Origin of the sequence: Erwinia pyri (assembly GCF_030758455.1) — a bacterium.
In the GTDB taxonomy this organism is placed as follows: Bacteria; Pseudomonadota; Gammaproteobacteria; order Enterobacterales; family Enterobacteriaceae; genus Erwinia; species Erwinia pyri.
This window is the reverse complement of record NZ_CP132353.1, coordinates 4,507,403-4,523,022: the sequence shown is the minus strand read 5'-3', so window position 1 is coordinate 4,523,022 and position 15,620 is coordinate 4,507,403. Positions and strand designations below refer to the sequence as shown.

Sequence of the window (15,620 nt, the reverse complement as noted above, 5' to 3'; positions counted from 1 at the left end):
CGCGGTTATCCCGCCACTGATCGACCCGGAGGATCGCAAACGGAAGGGCGGATCATAGCGTAAAGCGAAGCAGAGATCTTCACTTTCTACACAGTTTTGTTCCAATTTATCCACAGGCCCAGACTCGCGGGGATAAGTGTAGGCTTTCGGCCATAAAAGGCATTCAGGATCGTCTGCTTTCCTCGAATTTTAAAGGTGCCGTCACGTTATTATCGCAAACGTAATGCAAGAGGATCGCAAGAAGATCCTGGCCGATCCTTGCGCTTTATTCCAGACGCCGTATAATTCTTGCCCCGGCGTATTGCGCTCTGGCCCAAACCGGCTGGTTTTGCGGTCGAATGGGATATCCAGGCGCGGCTTTTTAACGCGAAGTAAATTGACTCCGGACTGTACAATTATTACAATCCCGCCTCTTTATTAAAGACACACTGAGGCGTCGGTCGGTTTTCTGACCATCAAAACGCGTCACCAAGTGAAAATTTTCCAAGTTTAGGTAGAAATCGCCATGAAACGCACTTTTCAACCGTCCGTACTGAAGCGTAACCGTTCACACGGTTTCCGTGCTCGTATGGCAACAAAAAATGGTCGTCAGGTTCTGGCACGTCGTCGTGCTAAAGGCCGTTCACGTCTGACCGTTTCTAAGTAATAAAAGCTAACCGCTGAGTGGTTAAGCTCGCATTTCCCAGGGAGTTACGTTTGTTAACTCCCACTCATTTCACTTTCGTCTTCCAGCAGCCACAAAGAGCTGGCACGCCGCAAATTACTATTCTCGGCCGCCTGAACTCGCTGGGGCATCCCCGCATCGGTCTTACCGTCGCTAAAAAACACGTCAAACGCGCGCATGAACGCAACCGGATCAAGAGATTGACCCGCGAGAGTTTTCGCCTGCGTCAGCATGAACTTCCAGCAATGGATTTTGTGATCGTGGCGAAAAAAGGCGTGGCTGACCTGGATAACCGTGCGCTGACGGAAGCGTTGGAGAAACTATGGCGTCGTCACTGTCGCCTGGCTCGCGGCTCCTGATAGCGGCCATTCGCGTGTACCAACGCGCGATAAGCCCGCTACTAGGCCCCCACTGTCGTTTCCACCCCACCTGTTCTCAATATGGAATTGAGGCATTGCGCAGGTTTGGGGTGGTAAAAGGCAGTTGGTTGACGCTGAAACGCGTATTAAAATGCCACCCCTTGAACCCGGGTGGCGACGATCCGGTGCCGCCACATAACCATTGATACCAGAGAACATTAACGATGGATTCGCAACGCAATCTTTTTCTCATCGCTTTTCTGTTCGTGTCTTTTATGATCTGGCAAGCCTGGCAGACGGACCATGCTCCGCAGCCTGTGCAGACGCAGACCACGCAAAACACGACAGCAACCGGTGATGCCGCAAACCAGGGTGTCCCTGCCAGCGGCCAGGGCAAAACGATCACCGTTAAGACTGATGTCCTGTCTTTACATATCAACACCCGTGGTGGCGATATTGAACAGGCCCAGCTGCTGACTTACCCGGACAAACTGGGTTCTTCACAGCCATTCCAGCTGCTGGAAACTACCCCAGGTTTTCTGTATCAGGCGCAAAGCGGTCTGACCGGTCGTAACGGCCCGGACAATCCGGCTAACGGCGCGCGTCCTCTGTTCACCACCACTCAGGATAGCTTTGAGATGGCGGATGGTCAGAGCGAACTGCGTATCCCGATGACCTACACCGCTGAGAACGGCGTAACCTACACCAAAACCTTCGTCCTGAAGCGCGGTGAGTTTGCCATCAACGTGGATTACCAGATCAACAACACCACCCAGCAGCCGCTGGAAGTGGCGATGTTTGGTCAGCTGAAGCAGACCATCGACCTGCCTAAACATCGTGATACCGGCAGCAACAATTTTGCGTTGCATACTTTCCGTGGTGCCGCTTACTCCAGCAGTGAGACCAACTACGAGAAGTACAAATTCGATAAAATCAGCGATAACGAAAACCTGAGCACCACCACCAACAATGGTTGGGTGGCGATGCTTCAGCAGTATTTCGCTACGGCCTGGGTGCCGCGTACCAACGGGACCAATACGCTTTACACCAGTAATCTGGGTAACGGTATTGCCGCTGTCGGCTACAAATCCTCACCGGTTTCCATCGCGCCTGGTTCGCAGCAAAACCTGGCCGCCACCCTGTGGGTAGGCCCGGAAATTCAGGACAAGATGGCCGCTATCGCGCCGCATCTCGACCTGACGGTGGATTATGGCTGGTTGTGGTTTATCTCGCAGCCGCTGTTCAAACTGCTGAAATTCCTGCACAGCTTTATCGGTAACTGGGGCTTCTCGATTATCGTTATCACCTTTATTGTGCGTGGCATCATGTACCCGCTGACCAAGGCGCAGTACACCTCCATGGCAAAAATGCGCATGCTGCAGCCGAAGATTCAGGCGATGCGTGAGCGTATGGGTGATGATAAGCAGCGCATGAGTCAGGAGATGATGGCGCTCTATAAAGCGGAGAAAGTGAACCCGCTGGGCGGCTGTCTGCCATTAGTTATCCAGATGCCTATCTTCCTGGCGCTCTATTACATGCTGATGGGTTCGATTGAGCTGCGCCATGCGCCGTTTGCCCTCTGGATCCATGACCTTTCTGCGCAAGACCCCTACTACATCCTGCCGATCCTGATGGGCGTGACGATGTTCTTCATTCAGAAGATGTCGCCAACCACCGTGACCGACCCGATGCAGCAGAAGATCATGACCTTTATGCCGGTTATCTTTACCGTGTTCTTCCTGTGGTTCCCTTCAGGCCTGGTGCTGTACTACATCGTCAGTAACCTGGTCACCATTATCCAGCAGCAGCTGATCTATCGCGGCCTGGAAAAGCGTGGCTTACACAGCCGCGACAAGAAGAAAGCGTAATTTGCGCGAATAACCGCAAATAACCCAGTAAAATAGGGCGGTCAGATGACCGCCCTATTTTTTGCCTTAAAAAGAGAGTTAACTATGAATCACAGCGAAACTATTGTCGCTCAGGCGACACCGCCAGGCCGCGGTGGTGTAGGTATTCTGCGGGTTTCCGGCAGCCAGGCGTCAGTGGTGGCTCAGGCGCTGCTGGGCAAGCTGCCAAAACCGCGCTATGCCGATTACCTGCCTTTTCGCGATAGCGAAGGCAACGCGCTGGATCAGGGCATCGCGCTGTGGTTCCCCGGCCCCAACTCCTTCACCGGGGAAGATGTGCTGGAACTGCAGGGTCACGGCGGTCCGGTCATCCTCGATATGCTGTTAAAGCGGATTGTGGCCCTGCCAGGCGTGCGCATTGCCCGCCCGGGTGAATTCTCTGAACGTGCGTTCCTTAACGACAAGCTCGATCTGGCGCAGGCAGAAGCGATTGCGGATCTGATTGATGCCAGTTCAGAGCAGGCTGCGCGTTCCGCTTTGAACTCGCTGCAGGGGGCTTTTTCGCTGCGTGTAAACAATCTTGTGGAAGCGCTCACTCACCTGCGGATCTATGTGGAAGCGGCTATCGACTTTCCCGATGAGGAAATTGACTTCCTGTCAGACGGTAAAATCGAAGCGCAGCTGAACCAGGTGATCGGCGATCTCGACGGGGTGCGCAACGAAGCCCGCCAGGGAAGTTTATTGCGTGAAGGGATGAAGGTGGTGATTGCCGGGCGGCCTAATGCCGGCAAATCGAGCCTGCTGAATGCGCTGGCAGGCCGCGAAGCCGCCATTGTGACCGACATTGCTGGTACCACGCGCGATGTCCTGCGCGAGCATATTCAGATCGACGGTATGCCGCTGCATGTGATTGATACGGCGGGATTGCGTGAAGCCAGCGATGAGGTAGAGCGTATCGGCATTGAGCGCGCCTGGCAGGAGATTGAGCAGGCCGACCGCGTGCTGTTTATGGTGGACGGCACCACAACCGGCGCGACAGAACCCGCTGAAATCTGGCCAGACTTTATTGCGCGCCTTCCGGGCTCCTTACCGATTACGGTAGTGCGTAACAAAGCTGACGTAACGGGCGAACCGCAGGGCTTAACAGAAGTAAATGGCCACTCACTTATTCGACTCTCTGCCCGCACCGGTGACGGTATCGATGTGCTGCGAAACCATCTGAAAGAGAGCATGGGCTATTCCGGCAACATGGAGGGCGGCTTTCTGGCCCGCCGCCGCCATCTGCAGGCGCTAGAGTTAGCGTCCACTCACTTACTTCAGGGACGCGATCAGCTGCTGGGCGCACGCGCTGGCGAGCTGCTTGCCGAAGAGTTGCGCGTGGCACAGCAGGCCTTGAGCGAGATCACCGGCGAGTTTACCTCCGATGATTTGCTGGGCCGCATTTTCTCCAGCTTCTGTATCGGTAAATAAGCCAGGGCAGCGGCTGCTATTCCCCCTCAGCCGCTGCTCTCAGCTTTGTCAGCCCTCTCCATTAGCCCGGACCGGCAGAGCGAGTTTTCTGGCGGTCCCGCCCTTCTGCTGTTCATTTTCCCGCCGCTCACACCCAAAACCTGATCTTTATCTGAAACTCACCATTTCCGGACAATGCGTGATGATATTTGCTAAGAAAATTCTTACAATAAGAGAGATGATTTACAGACCATTTTCACGGAGCGACAGATGGCAGGTCATTTTGCACGCCGGACGCTTGACCAGTGGACGCCTCGGGTGCCACGCCTCCCTCAAAACCTGATCGATTTTGCCGGTACGCTGCCTGAAAAGCGCCGCCTGCGTTATCTCGCTGCCCGTTCGCTGCTGGCTGAACTGATGCTGCGCATCTACGGTATTACTCAACTTCCCGAATTAACCTTTTCCTCCTGTGGCCGTCCCCGCTTTGTCGATCGCGATCTGCCTGACTTCAGTATTGGCTATGCCGGGAGCATCGTTGGTGTCCTGCTGGCCGAAGAGGGTGGCAGAGCCGGGCTGGGGATGGAGATTATGCGTGCCCACAGCCGTCAGACGATGGATCTCTATCTGCGCGATCTCTCTTCGGGAGAGAGAGCCTGGATCAACGCCCAGACCGACCCGATTGAGGCAGCTACCCAGCTTTGGGCAATGCGCAAAAGCCTGCTGAAGCTGACGGACCAGGCAGAAAAGCCGGGAGACTCGCTGCGCTTACATCCCGCGTCGGGCAGATTAAGAGCGCTCAATTTTCCCGATATTCAGGCCGTTTCAGACGTTGAGCCGCTGCTGCTCTGGTCCTGCGCCTTTTCCCCGGGTAGCGAACGGCTGCATCTGTGGGAGCTTGATGAGCAGGAGAACTGGATCCGGCTGCAGGAAATTCAGCTTAACAAAGCCAATATGGGCGAACGCGTGCTGCGTCTGACCAGCATGCCAGCGGAGAGAGCAGGAAGTGTTTAGGCGTGGTGAAGCCAAAAAGGCGGGAAAGGGGGAGAAACAGGCCGTTTTCACGGCCTGTCTGTGGATCAGTGGGCGTCGATAAAGGCAATTTTCAGCACAAACAGCAGCGCAACGATCACCACGCACGGGCTGATTTCACGCCAGCGGCCGGTGCCCAGCTTCATCACGCAATAGGAGATAAAGCCCAGCGCAATACCTTCGGTAATAGAGAAGCTGAACGGCATCATTGCGGCAGTAACAAACGCAGGAACCGCTTCAGTCAGATCATCCCACTTCACCCGGGCCAGGCTGGAGGTCATCAGCACGCCAACGTAAATCAGCGCACCGGCAGCCGCATAGGCTGGCACCATGCCTGCCAGCGGTGACAGGAACATCACCAGCAGGAACAGAATGCCCGTCACCACCGCCATCAGTCCTGTACGGCCACCGATGGAGACGCCTGAAGAGCTTTCAATGTAGGCGGTCACGGAAGAGGTACCGATGTAAGCACCCGCTACGGAGCTGATGCTGTCTACATACAGTGCCTGCTTCATGCGCGGGAAAGTACCTTTCTCGTCGGTCAGACCCGCTTTATCCGTCACGCCAATCAGCGTACCGGAGGAGTCAAACAGGTTTACCAGCATAAAGGAGAAGATGATGCCAGCCATGCCGACGTTGAACGAACCCGCCAGATCAACCTGACCCAGCACGGAAGTCACGCCCGTTGGGGCCGAAAACACGCCACCATATTTGACATCGCCAATCGCCAGACCAATCAGGGTAGTGATCACAATCGAGACCAGCACGGCGATGTGAATATTACGTGAGGCCAGGATGGCGATAATAAAGAAGCCCAGCGCGCCCAGCAGTACGCTGTGGGAGGTTAAATCCCCTACCGCCACCAGCGTATCTTTATTGGGTACCACGATGCCGGCATTTTTCAGGCCGATCATCGCAATAAACAGACCAATCCCGGCGGTAATCCCCACCCGCAGGCTGACCGGGATATTCGCAATCATCCAGTAGCGAATACGGAAAATCGTCAGCAGCAGCAGGCCAACCGCACCCCAGAAGATGGCGCCCATGCCAACCTGCCAGGAGATGCCCATGGCGCCTACCACCACAAAAGCAAAGAAGGCGTTCAGGCCCATCGCCGGTGCCAGCGCAACCGGGAGATTAGCCACCAGGCCCATCAGGATGCTGCCTCCCGCGGCAATCAGGCAGGTGGTGACGAAAACCGCCTGGGTGTTCATCCCCGCCACGCCGAGGATCTGCGGGTTAACAAACACGATATAGACCATGGTCAGGAAAGTGGTGAAACCAGCAATCACTTCAGTACGCACTGTCGTACCGTGTTCCTGCAGTTTAAAGATCCGCTGTAGTAGGCCTGGATTATTCATTGAGTGGTTCCAAAACGGAGAAAAGTTATCGACGGCTATCCTAAACTAAAAAATTAAATTTGGTAGCCACCCGCACTATTTTTCGCAACCGATTGCGCTGTTTTTTCCGCAAGATCGCGACCACTAACTGGAATTGACATTTGTTAAGCGCAAACCCTCGTCAGTGAAGTAAAGTGAAAGGACGAGAAAACAACGAAGGGAGTGTGTAATGACCGTTGGCTGCATATTTTTTGATTGTGATGGCACGCTGGTAGACAGCGAGCTGCTCTGTACCCAGGCCTATGTAAACACCTTTGCCCTGTTTGGCGGCGAACTTTCGCTGCAGGAGATGTTTGAAAAGTATAAAGGCGTCAAGCTCTACGAGATCATCGACGAGGTCTGTGCAGAGCATCATCTTACTGTGACCAGAGAAGAGTTTGAGCCAGCCTATCGTAAAGAGGTGGCGCGCCTTTTTGATCGGGAGCTGAAGCCGATCGCAGGTGCAAAAACGTTGCTGGAGCAGGTCACCGTACCGATGTGCGTGGTCTCTAACGGCACCGTGCCTAAAATGCAGCACTCGCTGGGCCTGACCGGCATGCTGCACCATTTTGATGACCGGTTGTACAGCGGCTATGACATCTCAAGCTGGAAGCCCGATCCGGCGCTGATGCTGCACGCAGCAGAACAGATGGGCGTGGCAATTGAGCAGTGTATTCTGGTGGATGACTCGGAAGCGGGAGCCAGAGCCGGTATCGCCGCGGGCATTCCGGTGTTTTACTTCTGTGCGGATGCGCACAACAAGCCGCTCGATCATCCGCTGGTCACTTCTTTTACGGCGATGTCGCAGCTTCCGGCGCTGTGGCGTGAACGCGGCTGGGATATCGCGGGCTGAAGCACCGGGGCGAGGAGAATACCCCGGTGGCCTCTCTGCCGCTGCTGGTCAGGCTTTCTGCCTGACTTCAGCCAATGGCCCCCAGCGCATCCTCGCTCCCCTGCTTTTTGGGCAACAGAAACAGCGTGGCCGCAATATCCAGCAGGTAGATCAGCGCCAGCAGAGTAATGGCTGCCGTAAAGGAGAGGTTAGCCACCAGCAGCCCGATCACCAGCGGACCAAAGCCGCCCACGCCGCGACCAAGGTTAAACAACACGTTCTGCGCCGTGGCACGGACCTGGGCTGGATAGGTGTCGGAAATCAGCGCGCCGTAGCCGCCAATCATACCGTTCACAAACATGCCCATAATCGCGCCGGTAAAGAGCATTACGGTGGGATCGCGAAGCTGGGCATACACAATCACCATCACTACCGCGCCGAACTGATAAAGCAGGAAAATTTTCCAGCGGGCGAAGCGGTCAGCCAGTACGCCAAACAGCCAGATACCAAAGGTCATTCCTACCACCGTCACCGCGGTCCAGAGTCCCGATTTAGTCAGTGAGAAGCCAAAATTGCTGGAGAGATAGCTCGGCATCCAGATCATCAAACCGTAATAGCCAAAGTTCTGCACCGAGCAGAGGATAAAGATCCCCAGGCTGGCTTTAGTGGTGGCGGCATCCCGAAACAGCAGCCTGATGCGGGCGGAGAAAGAGAGCCCCTGATTGACGTCAACATGCCGGGTGAAGCCCTCCGGCTCGCCCATGCCACGGCGGATGGCAAACGAAGCCAGGGCAGGCAGCAGCCCCACCAGAAACATGCCGCGCCAGCCGATATGGCCGAGCAGGAAAGGGGTGATAAACGCCGCCAGCAGCACGCCCAGCTGCCAGCCGATGCCAACCCAGGCCGAAGCGCGGTTACGCTTGTTGGCAGGCCATGCCTCAGCGATCAGCGCCATCCCGATGCCAAATTCTCCGCCCAGACCCACGCCCGCCAGCGTGCGATAGAGCAACAGATCCCAGTAACCCTGCGCAATGGCGCAAAGCCCGGTAAAGAGAGAAAACATCAGGATAGTAAAGGTCAGCACACGAATGCGCCCGAAGCGGTCGCTGAGATGACCAAAGATAATGCCGCCCATGACTGCGCCAATCAGCGTCCAGGTTACCAGCGAGCCGGCCTGAGAAGGATTCAGCGCCAGTGAAAGACTGATGGCGGGCAGCATAAAGCCCAGGATCAGCAGATCGAATCCGTCCATTGCGTAGCCGCTGATGGCCGCCAGCATCGCTTTACCCGGAGTGGCGCCCTTTACAGGCCTCTTTTGTGTCATGAGTGTTCCTTGCCAGAATGTCGTGCGGCAAGTATACGTTTTCAGCGGTTACATTCCAGACGAAAAACGCAGGCCGGGCGAACCCGGCCAGAGGAGGGATCAGGTGGGATTGTTCTCGCCGCTGCTGTCGCCGGTTAACAGCTTATCCAGCTCGTCACCGCCAACGTGACGGAAATCCTGCCCTTTAACGAAGTAGAAAATAATTTCGCAGATGTTCTGGCAACGGTCACCGATGCGTTCGATAGCACGAGCACAGAACAGCGCGGTCAGCACGCTGGGAATGGTGCGCGGATCTTCCATCATATAGGTCATCAGCTGACGCACGATGCCCTCATACTCCTGGTCGACTTTCTTGTCTTCGCGATAGATCTCAATTGCCGCCGTGAGATCCATACGCGCAAACGCATCCAGCACATCATGCAGCATCTGGATAGTGTGGTGGCCCAGCGACTCCAGGCTCACCAGCAGCGGCTGGTGGCTTTGACCAAACTTCTCCAGCGCCGTGCGGCTGATTTTTTCGGCCACATCGCCAATGCGCTCCAGCTCGGAGATGGTTTTGATGATCGCCATTACCAGACGGAGATCGCTGGCGGTTGGCTGGCGTTTGGCGATAATGCGCACACAGGCTTCATCAATCGACACTTCCATCATGTTGACCTTCTGGTCGCCATCAATTACCTGCTTCGCCAGTTCGCCATCCTGGTTATGCATAGCGGTAATCGCATCCGTGAGCTGCTGCTCAACCATCCCACCCATGGTTAATACCTGGGTACGGATATGCTCCAGCTCGGCGTTAAACTGTCCGGAGATATGTTTGTTCAGATTCAGGTTATCCATCGTATTCTCCAGTCAACTCAACCGTAGCGGCCAGTGATGTAGTCTTCAGTTTGTTTCTGATGCGGCTTGGTGAACAGCGTGTCGGTGTCGCTGAACTCAATCAGTTCGCCCAGATACATAAAGGCCGTGTGATCGGAGCACCGTGCAGCCTGCTGCATGTTGTGCGTGACGATAACTACGGTGTAATCCTGCTTAAGCTCGGTGATCAGCTCTTCAATTCGGCCTGTGGAGATAGGATCCAGCGCAGAGCAGGGTTCATCAAGCAGCAGCACTTCAGGGCGAATGGCAATACCGCGCGCGATGCACAAACGCTGCTGCTGGCCGCCCGAGAGACTGTAACCACTCTGATGCAGTTTGTCTTTGGTTTCCGTCCAGAGCGCCGCTTTGGTCAGCGCCCACTGCACGCGCTCATCCATATCAGCGCGCGACAGCTTTTCAAACAGACGTACGCCAAACGCAATGTTGTCATAAATGGACATCGGGAACGGCGTGGGCTTCTGGAATACCATGCCCACGCGGGCGCGCAGCAGGGCGATATCCTGGCTGGCGGTGAGAATATTTTCCCCATCCAGCATGATTTCGCCTTCGGCGCGCTGCTCCGGGTAAAGTGAGAACATCTTGTTAAAGGTACGCAGCAGGGTGGACTTGCCGCAGCCTGACGGGCCGATAAAGGCGGTCACCTGGTTTTTGGCGATATCCAGATTGATGTTTTTCAGCGCATGAAATTTACCGTAGTAAAAGTTCAAATCACGAACCTGAATCATCTTACGTGAGGTGTTGTCAGCCATTCTGTTTCTCGCTTATTCGCGCCGCCGTAGCCGCGCCAAAAAATTAATGTTTACTACGGGCGAAAACGACGCGCGCCAGGATATTCAGCAGCAGCACGCAGAGGGTAATCAGCAGCACGCCCGCCCAGGTCAGGCTCTGCCATTCGGCAAACGGGCTCATGGCGAATTTAAAGATGGTCACCGGCAGGTTAGCCAGCGGCTGCATCATATCGGTGCTCCAGAACTGGTTAGAGAGCGACGTAAACAGCAGCGGAGCGGTCTCTCCGGCAATACGGGCAATCGCCAGCAGTACCCCGGTGAGGATGCCGGAGACAGAGGCCTTGAGCGTAATAGCTGAAATCATCTTCCATTTCGGCGTGCCCAGCGCATAGGCCGCTTCACGCAGGCTGTCCGGCACCAGTTTCAGCATGTTTTCCGTAGTACGGATAACAATCGGGATCTGCAGAAGCGCCAGGGCAACCACACCAGCCCAGCCCGAGAAGTGCTGCATCTGAGCCACCACAATGGTGTAAACAAACAGGCCAACCACAATCGACGGCGCAGAGAGCAGGATATCGTTAATAAAACGGATCACTTCTGCGAGCCAGGATTTACGCCCGTACTCCGCCAGATAGATACCCGCCATGATCCCCAGCGGCGTACCAATCACCGTGGACCAGAGGATCAGCAAGCCGCTGCCCGCAATGGCGTTAGCCAGACCGCCGCCCGCCGTATTTGGCGGCGGCGTATTTTCAGTAAACAGCGACAGCGTCATGCCGTCCACGCCGCGCGTCACGGTGGCAAACAGGATCCACACCAGCCAGAAGAGCCCAAACGCCATGGTCAGCAGCGACAGGGTCAGGGCAATGCGGTTCTTCATCCGGCGCCATGCCTGCATCTTACGGCGTGACGCTAACAGCTCAGCACGAGTCTGCATTTCCATGGTGGTCATGAACGCGCTCCTTCACTTTTTGCCAGACGCAAAATCATGAGCTTTGAGCAGGCCAGCACGATAAAGGTGATCACAAACAGGATCAGACCCAGCTCCATCAGGGCAGCGGTATGCACGCCCGATTCAGCTTCAGCAAATTCGTTTGCCAGCGCCGAGGTGATACTGTTCCCCGGCATAAAGAGCGAAGGGCTGTCCAGCTGATAGGTATTACCGATAATAAAGGTCACCGCCATGGTTTCACCCAGCGCGCGACCCAGGCCCAGCATCACGCCGCCTATCACGCCATTTTTGGTGAACGGAAGCACCACCCGCCAGATCACTTCCCAGGTCGTGCAGCCAATACCGTAGGCCGACTCTTTCATCATTACCGGCGTCTGTTCAAACACGTCGCGCATCACCGAAGCGATGTAGGGGATGATCATGATCGCCAGAATAATCCCGGCAGCCAGAATGCCAATCCCAAACGCAGGACCGGAGAAGAGCGCGCCGACGATGGGAATATTCGCCATCAGGTCGCCCAGCGGCGTCTGGAAGTAGGTAGCGAACAGCGGGGCGAAGATAAACAGGCCCCACATGCCATAAACAATACTGGGGATCGCGGCCAGCAGCTCAATCGCCACACCCAGAGGGCGCCTAAGCCAGTTAGGGGCAAGTTCTGTCAGGAACAGCGCGATACCAAAACTCACCGGAACGGCGATAACTAACGCAATTACCGAGGTCACGACGGTGCCATAAATGGGCACCAGCGCACCAAATTGTTCGTTGGGAGCATCCCAGGTTTTGGTCCACAGGAAGGAGAAGCCGAACTTCTGCATGCTGGGCCAGGAGGAGAGGATCAGAGAGACAATAATGCCGCCGAGCAGAAACAGCACAATCAGCGCAGCCAGTTTTACCAGCGCACCGAAGATGACGTCACCCTGTTTTCCCGGAGCTTTAAATGTCGGCTTGGTTTCAGCCATAGGATTCCCGATAGTGAAAGTGTAGGGGCGACACCACGATGCCGCCCGATAGAACAGGCCGGATTAACCGGCCCCTACAACCGCTTAGTAAAGCGCTTTACCCGAGCTGTCTTTTACGTTGGTTTTCCATGCTGCGCGAACCTGCTCAACAACAGAGTCCGGCAGTGAAGCGTAGTCCAGGCTGTTAGTGGTTTTGCCACCGTTTTTGTATGCCCAGTCAAAGAACTTCAGCACAGCAGCCCCTTTCTCAGCATTTGCCTGCTCTTTGTGCACCAGAATGAAGGTGGTGGAAGAGATCGGCCAGGCATCATCACCTTTCTGATAAGTCAGGTCCTGCGCGAACGATTCGCTCCAGTTAGCGCCTTTCGCGGCGTTGCTGAAACTCTTCTCGCCCGGCTCAACGGCTTTGCCATCGGCATCAATCAGTTTGGTGTAAGCCAGGCTGTTCTGTTTGGCATAGGCGTACTCAACGTAGCCGATGGAGCCAGGCAGACGCTGTACGAAGGCCGCAACGCCGTCGTTGCCTTTACCGCCAAGACCCACAGGCCAGTTTACGGTATTGCCTTTACCAATTTTGCTGTTCCAGTCGCTGTTAACTTTAGCCAGGTAGCTGGTGAACACGAATGAGGTGCCTGAACCGTCAGCGCGGCGAACCACGTTGATGTTGCTGTCTGGCAGTTTCACGCCCGGGTTCAGCTTGGTAATAGCCGGGTCGTTCCACTTTTTGATGTTACCCAGGTAGATGTCGCCCACGGTTTTGCCGTCCAGCGTCAGCTGACCAGATTTGATGCCCGGGATATTCACGGCCAGCACCACGCCACCGATCACGGTAGGGAACTGGAACAGGCCGTTTTTCTGCAGATCTTCATCTTTCATTGGCGCATCAGAAGCACCGAAATCAACAGTTTTAGCAATGATCTGTTTTACACCGCCGGAAGAACCGATGCCCTGATAGTTAACCTGTGCGCCGGTTGCGGTGTTGTAGTCAGCAGCCCATTTGTTATAAACAGGCGCCGGGAAGGTGCCGCCAGCGCCGGTCAGATTAGTGGCGGCAATTGCAGAAACCGCGCTCAATGAAAGAGTTAAAGCTACGCATTGAGCCAGGGTTTTTTGCATCAGTGTCATGTTCCCTCCAGGGGATTTCAAGTCAGGCTTTACGCCGTTTTAACAGGAATATTGATTGCTGCTGGAGGCAAAATAGGACAGTTTGATGACAGTAAAATGTACGGTTTGTGACAGTTATATGACAGTGGCTGTTTTTTTGAACGGGTGACTGCAGGCTCGGGCGGAAAATGGCAAAAGAAAACCCCACAAAGTGGGGTTTGTTACTGCAGCGTGTTGAAAGGGGGCGTTATTCCACCGTTACTGACTTCGCCAGGTTACGCGGCTGGTCAACATCCGTACCCTTGATCAGCGCCACATGATAGGAGAGCATCTGCAACGGCACGGTGTAGAAGATAGGGGCAATAATCTCCTCAACGTGCGGTAACGGGATAATGCGCATCCCTTCCGAGTTGCTGAAACCGGCATCCTGGTCCGCAAAGACATAGAGCAGGCCGCCGCGCGCGCGAACCTCTTCAATATTCGACTTCAGCTTTTCCAGCAGTTCGTTATTGGGTGCAACCACGATCACCGGCATATCGGCATCAATCAGCGCCAGCGGGCCATGCTTGAGTTCGCCTGCCGCATAGGCTTCCGCGTGAATATAGGAGATCTCTTTCAGCTTCAGCGCCCCTTCCATGGCGATCGGGTACTGATCGCCGCGGCCCAGGAATAGCGCATGATGCTTATCGGAGAACTCTTCAGCCAGCGTTTCAATCAGCTTATCTTGTGACAGCATCTGCTCGATACGGCTTGGCAGCGCCTGCAGGCCGTGCACGATGTCATGCTCGATCTGCGCGTCCATCCCTTTCAGGCGGCCCACTTTCGCCACCAGCATCAGCAGTACGGTCAGCTGGGTGGTGAAGGCTTTGGTGGAAGCCACGCCAATTTCGGTGCCAGCTTTGGTCATCAGCGCCAGATCGGATTCGCGCACCAGCGACGAGCCGGCCACGTTACAGACAGCCAGCGATCCCAGATAGCCCAGCTCTTTAGAGAGACGCAGTGCCGCCAGAGTATCCGCGGTTTCGCCAGACTGAGAGAGAGTAATCAGCAGGCTGTTTTTACGCACTGCCGATTTGCGATAGCGGAATTCTGACGCGATTTCGACGTCACAAGGGACGTTTGCCAGCGCTTCAAACCAGTAACGCGATACCATGCCGGAGTTGTAAGAGGTGCCGCAGGCCACGATCTGGATATGCTCCACCTGCTTCAGCAGCTCGTTGGCATTCGGGCCCAGCTCAGAGAGATCCACTTCACCGTGGCTGAAGCGCCCGGTCAGCGTGTTTTTGATCGCCATCGGCTGTTCATAAATCTCTTTCTGCATGTAGTGACGGAACTGGCCTTTGTCGCCCGCATCGTACTGCACGGTAGATTCGATTTCGCTGCGCGCTACGGACTCACCCTGACGGTTAACGATTTTCACGTCACGGCGGGTGATCTCTGCAATATCGCCCTCTTCGAGGTAGATAAAGCGGCGCGTCACCGGCAACAGGGCCAGCTGATCGGAAGCGATAAAGTTCTCACCCACGCCACGGCCAATCACCAGCGGGCTGCCGGAACGCGCAGCCACCAGCACCGAAGGATCGCGGCTGTCCATAATCACCATGCCATACGCACCGCGCAGCTGAGGGATCACGCGCAGTACCACTTCACGCAGCGTGCCGCCCTGCTGTTTCTGCTCCCAGTGAACCAGGTGAGCCACCACTTCAGTATCGGTCTCAGAGGCGAAGATATAGCCCCGTTCCATCAGCAGTTCACGCAAGGGTTCGTGGTTTTCAATGATGCCGTTATGAACAATGATGATATGTTCAGAGATATGGGGATGCGCGTTAGCCTCGGAAGGCTCTCCGTGCGTAGCCCAGCGCGTGTGCGCAATCCCCGTGCCGCCCACCAGCGGGGTGGTTTCCGCTGCTTCGGCCAGCTTAGCGACTTTTCCCAGACGACGCAGACGCGTCACCTGGCCTTCTGCGGTGACCACTGCCACACCGGCAGAGTCATAACCCCGATACTCGAGGCGGCGTAACCCTTCCAGCAGGATTTCAGCGATATCACGCTGGGCAACTGCACCTACAATTCCACACATAATGTTATTCCTGTCGTCATGACCCTGTGGATCATTAA

General features: G+C 55.5%; 14 protein-coding genes and 1 pseudogene. 7 read left to right on the top strand and 8 right to left on the bottom strand.

The genetic code is table 11. From position 1 onward, the window contains the following. Positions 1 to 505: 505 nt before the first annotated feature. The 6 genes and pseudogenes from rpmH (at position 506) to Q3V30_RS21400 (ending at position 5,330) form a co-directional block, all read left to right on the top strand. Positions 506 to 646 (top strand): 50S ribosomal protein L34, encoded by a 141-nt coding sequence (gene rpmH, locus Q3V30_RS21425; RefSeq protein ID WP_003849659.1) that lies wholly within the window; start codon positions 506 to 508, stop codon positions 644 to 646. A gap of 17 nt (positions 647 to 663) precedes the next feature. After that, entirely contained in the window at positions 664 to 1,023 is a 360-nt protein-coding gene (gene rnpA / locus Q3V30_RS21420) for a ribonuclease P protein component (protein ID WP_034889333.1), read from the top strand. Next, positions 987 to 1,245, top strand: a pseudogene (yidD, locus tag Q3V30_RS21415) (membrane protein insertion efficiency factor YidD). The gene rnpA and the pseudogene yidD overlap by 37 nt, the downstream one beginning before the upstream one ends. A 2-nt stretch (positions 1,246 to 1,247) precedes the next feature. Further along, complete coding sequence (gene yidC, locus Q3V30_RS21410; protein WP_306209278.1) at positions 1,248 to 2,891, top strand: membrane protein insertase YidC; 1,644 nt, start codon at positions 1,248 to 1,250, stop codon at positions 2,889 to 2,891. Positions 2,892 to 2,975: 84 nt separating this feature from the next. Continuing rightward, entirely contained in the window at positions 2,976 to 4,340 is a 1,365-nt protein-coding gene (gene mnmE, locus Q3V30_RS21405) for a tRNA uridine-5-carboxymethylaminomethyl(34) synthesis GTPase MnmE (RefSeq protein ID WP_306209276.1), read from the top strand. 249 nt (positions 4,341 to 4,589) lie between these two features. Then, the gene (locus Q3V30_RS21400; RefSeq protein WP_306209274.1) at positions 4,590 to 5,330 is read left to right on the top strand and encodes a 4'-phosphopantetheinyl transferase family protein; all 741 of its coding nucleotides are present in this window, start codon (positions 4,590 to 4,592) and stop codon (positions 5,328 to 5,330) included. Between the two features lie 65 nt (positions 5,331 to 5,395). On the opposite strand, the gene Q3V30_RS21395 is transcribed toward Q3V30_RS21400, so the two are convergent. Continuing rightward, positions 5,396 to 6,709 carry an NCS2 family permease gene (locus Q3V30_RS21395; RefSeq protein WP_306209272.1) on the bottom strand — a complete coding sequence of 438 codons (1,314 nt, stop codon included), beginning with the start codon at positions 6,707 to 6,709 and terminating at the stop codon, positions 5,396 to 5,398. A gap of 208 nt (positions 6,710 to 6,917) precedes the next feature. On the opposite strand from Q3V30_RS21395, the gene yieH reads away from it, so the two are divergent. Then, positions 6,918 to 7,580: a 6-phosphogluconate phosphatase gene (yieH, locus tag Q3V30_RS21390; RefSeq protein WP_306209269.1), complete on the top strand. Its 663-nt coding sequence runs from the start codon at positions 6,918 to 6,920 to the stop codon at positions 7,578 to 7,580. Between the two features lie 67 nt (positions 7,581 to 7,647). Here yieH and Q3V30_RS21385 read toward each other — a convergent pair whose 3' ends face one another. The 7 genes from Q3V30_RS21385 to glmS form a co-directional block, all read right to left on the bottom strand. Next, on the bottom strand, positions 7,648 to 8,883 hold the full coding sequence (locus tag Q3V30_RS21385) for an MFS transporter (protein WP_306209267.1): 1,236 nt from the start codon (positions 8,881 to 8,883) through the stop codon (positions 7,648 to 7,650). Between the two features lie 99 nt (positions 8,884 to 8,982). After that, the gene (gene phoU, locus Q3V30_RS21380) at positions 8,983 to 9,720 is read right to left on the bottom strand and encodes a phosphate signaling complex protein PhoU (protein ID WP_306209265.1); all 738 of its coding nucleotides are present in this window, start codon (positions 9,718 to 9,720) and stop codon (positions 8,983 to 8,985) included. A gap of 17 nt (positions 9,721 to 9,737) precedes the next feature. After that, on the bottom strand, positions 9,738 to 10,508 hold the full coding sequence (pstB, locus tag Q3V30_RS21375; protein ID WP_306209263.1) for a phosphate ABC transporter ATP-binding protein PstB: 771 nt from the start codon (positions 10,506 to 10,508) through the stop codon (positions 9,738 to 9,740). Positions 10,509 to 10,551: 43 nt separating this feature from the next. Further along, entirely contained in the window at positions 10,552 to 11,439 is an 888-nt protein-coding gene (gene pstA, locus Q3V30_RS21370; RefSeq protein WP_306209262.1) for a phosphate ABC transporter permease PstA, read from the bottom strand. Continuing rightward, positions 11,436 to 12,398: a phosphate ABC transporter permease PstC gene (gene pstC / locus Q3V30_RS21365; protein ID WP_306209260.1), complete on the bottom strand. Its 963-nt coding sequence runs from the start codon at positions 12,396 to 12,398 to the stop codon at positions 11,436 to 11,438. The genes pstA and pstC overlap by 4 nt, the downstream gene beginning before the upstream one ends. Before the next feature lie 84 nt (positions 12,399 to 12,482). Then, the gene (gene pstS, locus Q3V30_RS21360; RefSeq protein ID WP_306209258.1) at positions 12,483 to 13,523 is read right to left on the bottom strand and encodes a phosphate ABC transporter substrate-binding protein PstS; all 1,041 of its coding nucleotides are present in this window, start codon (positions 13,521 to 13,523) and stop codon (positions 12,483 to 12,485) included. Positions 13,524 to 13,749: 226 nt separating this feature from the next. Next, positions 13,750 to 15,582 carry a glutamine--fructose-6-phosphate transaminase (isomerizing) gene (gene glmS / locus Q3V30_RS21355; RefSeq protein WP_306209256.1) on the bottom strand — a complete coding sequence of 611 codons (1,833 nt, stop codon included), beginning with the start codon at positions 15,580 to 15,582 and terminating at the stop codon, positions 13,750 to 13,752. Between the last annotated feature and the right edge of the window lie 38 nt (positions 15,583 to 15,620).

What these genes read in the sequence shown, in the direction of transcription:
- rpmH (WP_003849659.1), top strand. Translation starts at nt 506, where the DNA reads ATGAAACGCACTTTTCAACCGTCCGTACTGAAGCGTAACCGTTCACAC.
- yidC (WP_306209278.1), top strand. Translation starts at nt 1,248, where the DNA reads ATGGATTCGCAACGCAATCTTTTTCTCATCGCTTTTCTGTTCGTGTCT.
- mnmE (WP_306209276.1), top strand. Translation starts at nt 2,976, where the DNA reads ATGAATCACAGCGAAACTATTGTCGCTCAGGCGACACCGCCAGGCCGC.
- Q3V30_RS21400 (WP_306209274.1), top strand. Translation starts at nt 4,590, where the DNA reads ATGGCAGGTCATTTTGCACGCCGGACGCTTGACCAGTGGACGCCTCGG.
- Q3V30_RS21395 (WP_306209272.1), bottom strand. Translation starts at nt 6,709, where the DNA reads ATGAATAATCCAGGCCTACTACAGCGGATCTTTAAACTGCAGGAACAC.
- yieH (WP_306209269.1), top strand. Translation starts at nt 6,918, where the DNA reads ATGACCGTTGGCTGCATATTTTTTGATTGTGATGGCACGCTGGTAGAC.
- Q3V30_RS21385 (WP_306209267.1), bottom strand. Translation starts at nt 8,883, where the DNA reads ATGACACAAAAGAGGCCTGTAAAGGGCGCCACTCCGGGTAAAGCGATG.
- phoU (WP_306209265.1), bottom strand. Translation starts at nt 9,720, where the DNA reads ATGGATAACCTGAATCTGAACAAACATATCTCCGGACAGTTTAACGCC.
- pstB (WP_306209263.1), bottom strand. Translation starts at nt 10,508, where the DNA reads ATGGCTGACAACACCTCACGTAAGATGATTCAGGTTCGTGATTTGAAC.
- pstA (WP_306209262.1), bottom strand. Translation starts at nt 11,439, where the DNA reads ATGACCACCATGGAAATGCAGACTCGTGCTGAGCTGTTAGCGTCACGC.
- pstC (WP_306209260.1), bottom strand. Translation starts at nt 12,398, where the DNA reads ATGGCTGAAACCAAGCCGACATTTAAAGCTCCGGGAAAACAGGGTGAC.
- pstS (WP_306209258.1), bottom strand. Translation starts at nt 13,523, where the DNA reads ATGACACTGATGCAAAAAACCCTGGCTCAATGCGTAGCTTTAACTCTT.
- glmS (WP_306209256.1), bottom strand. Translation starts at nt 15,582, where the DNA reads ATGTGTGGAATTGTAGGTGCAGTTGCCCAGCGTGATATCGCTGAAATC.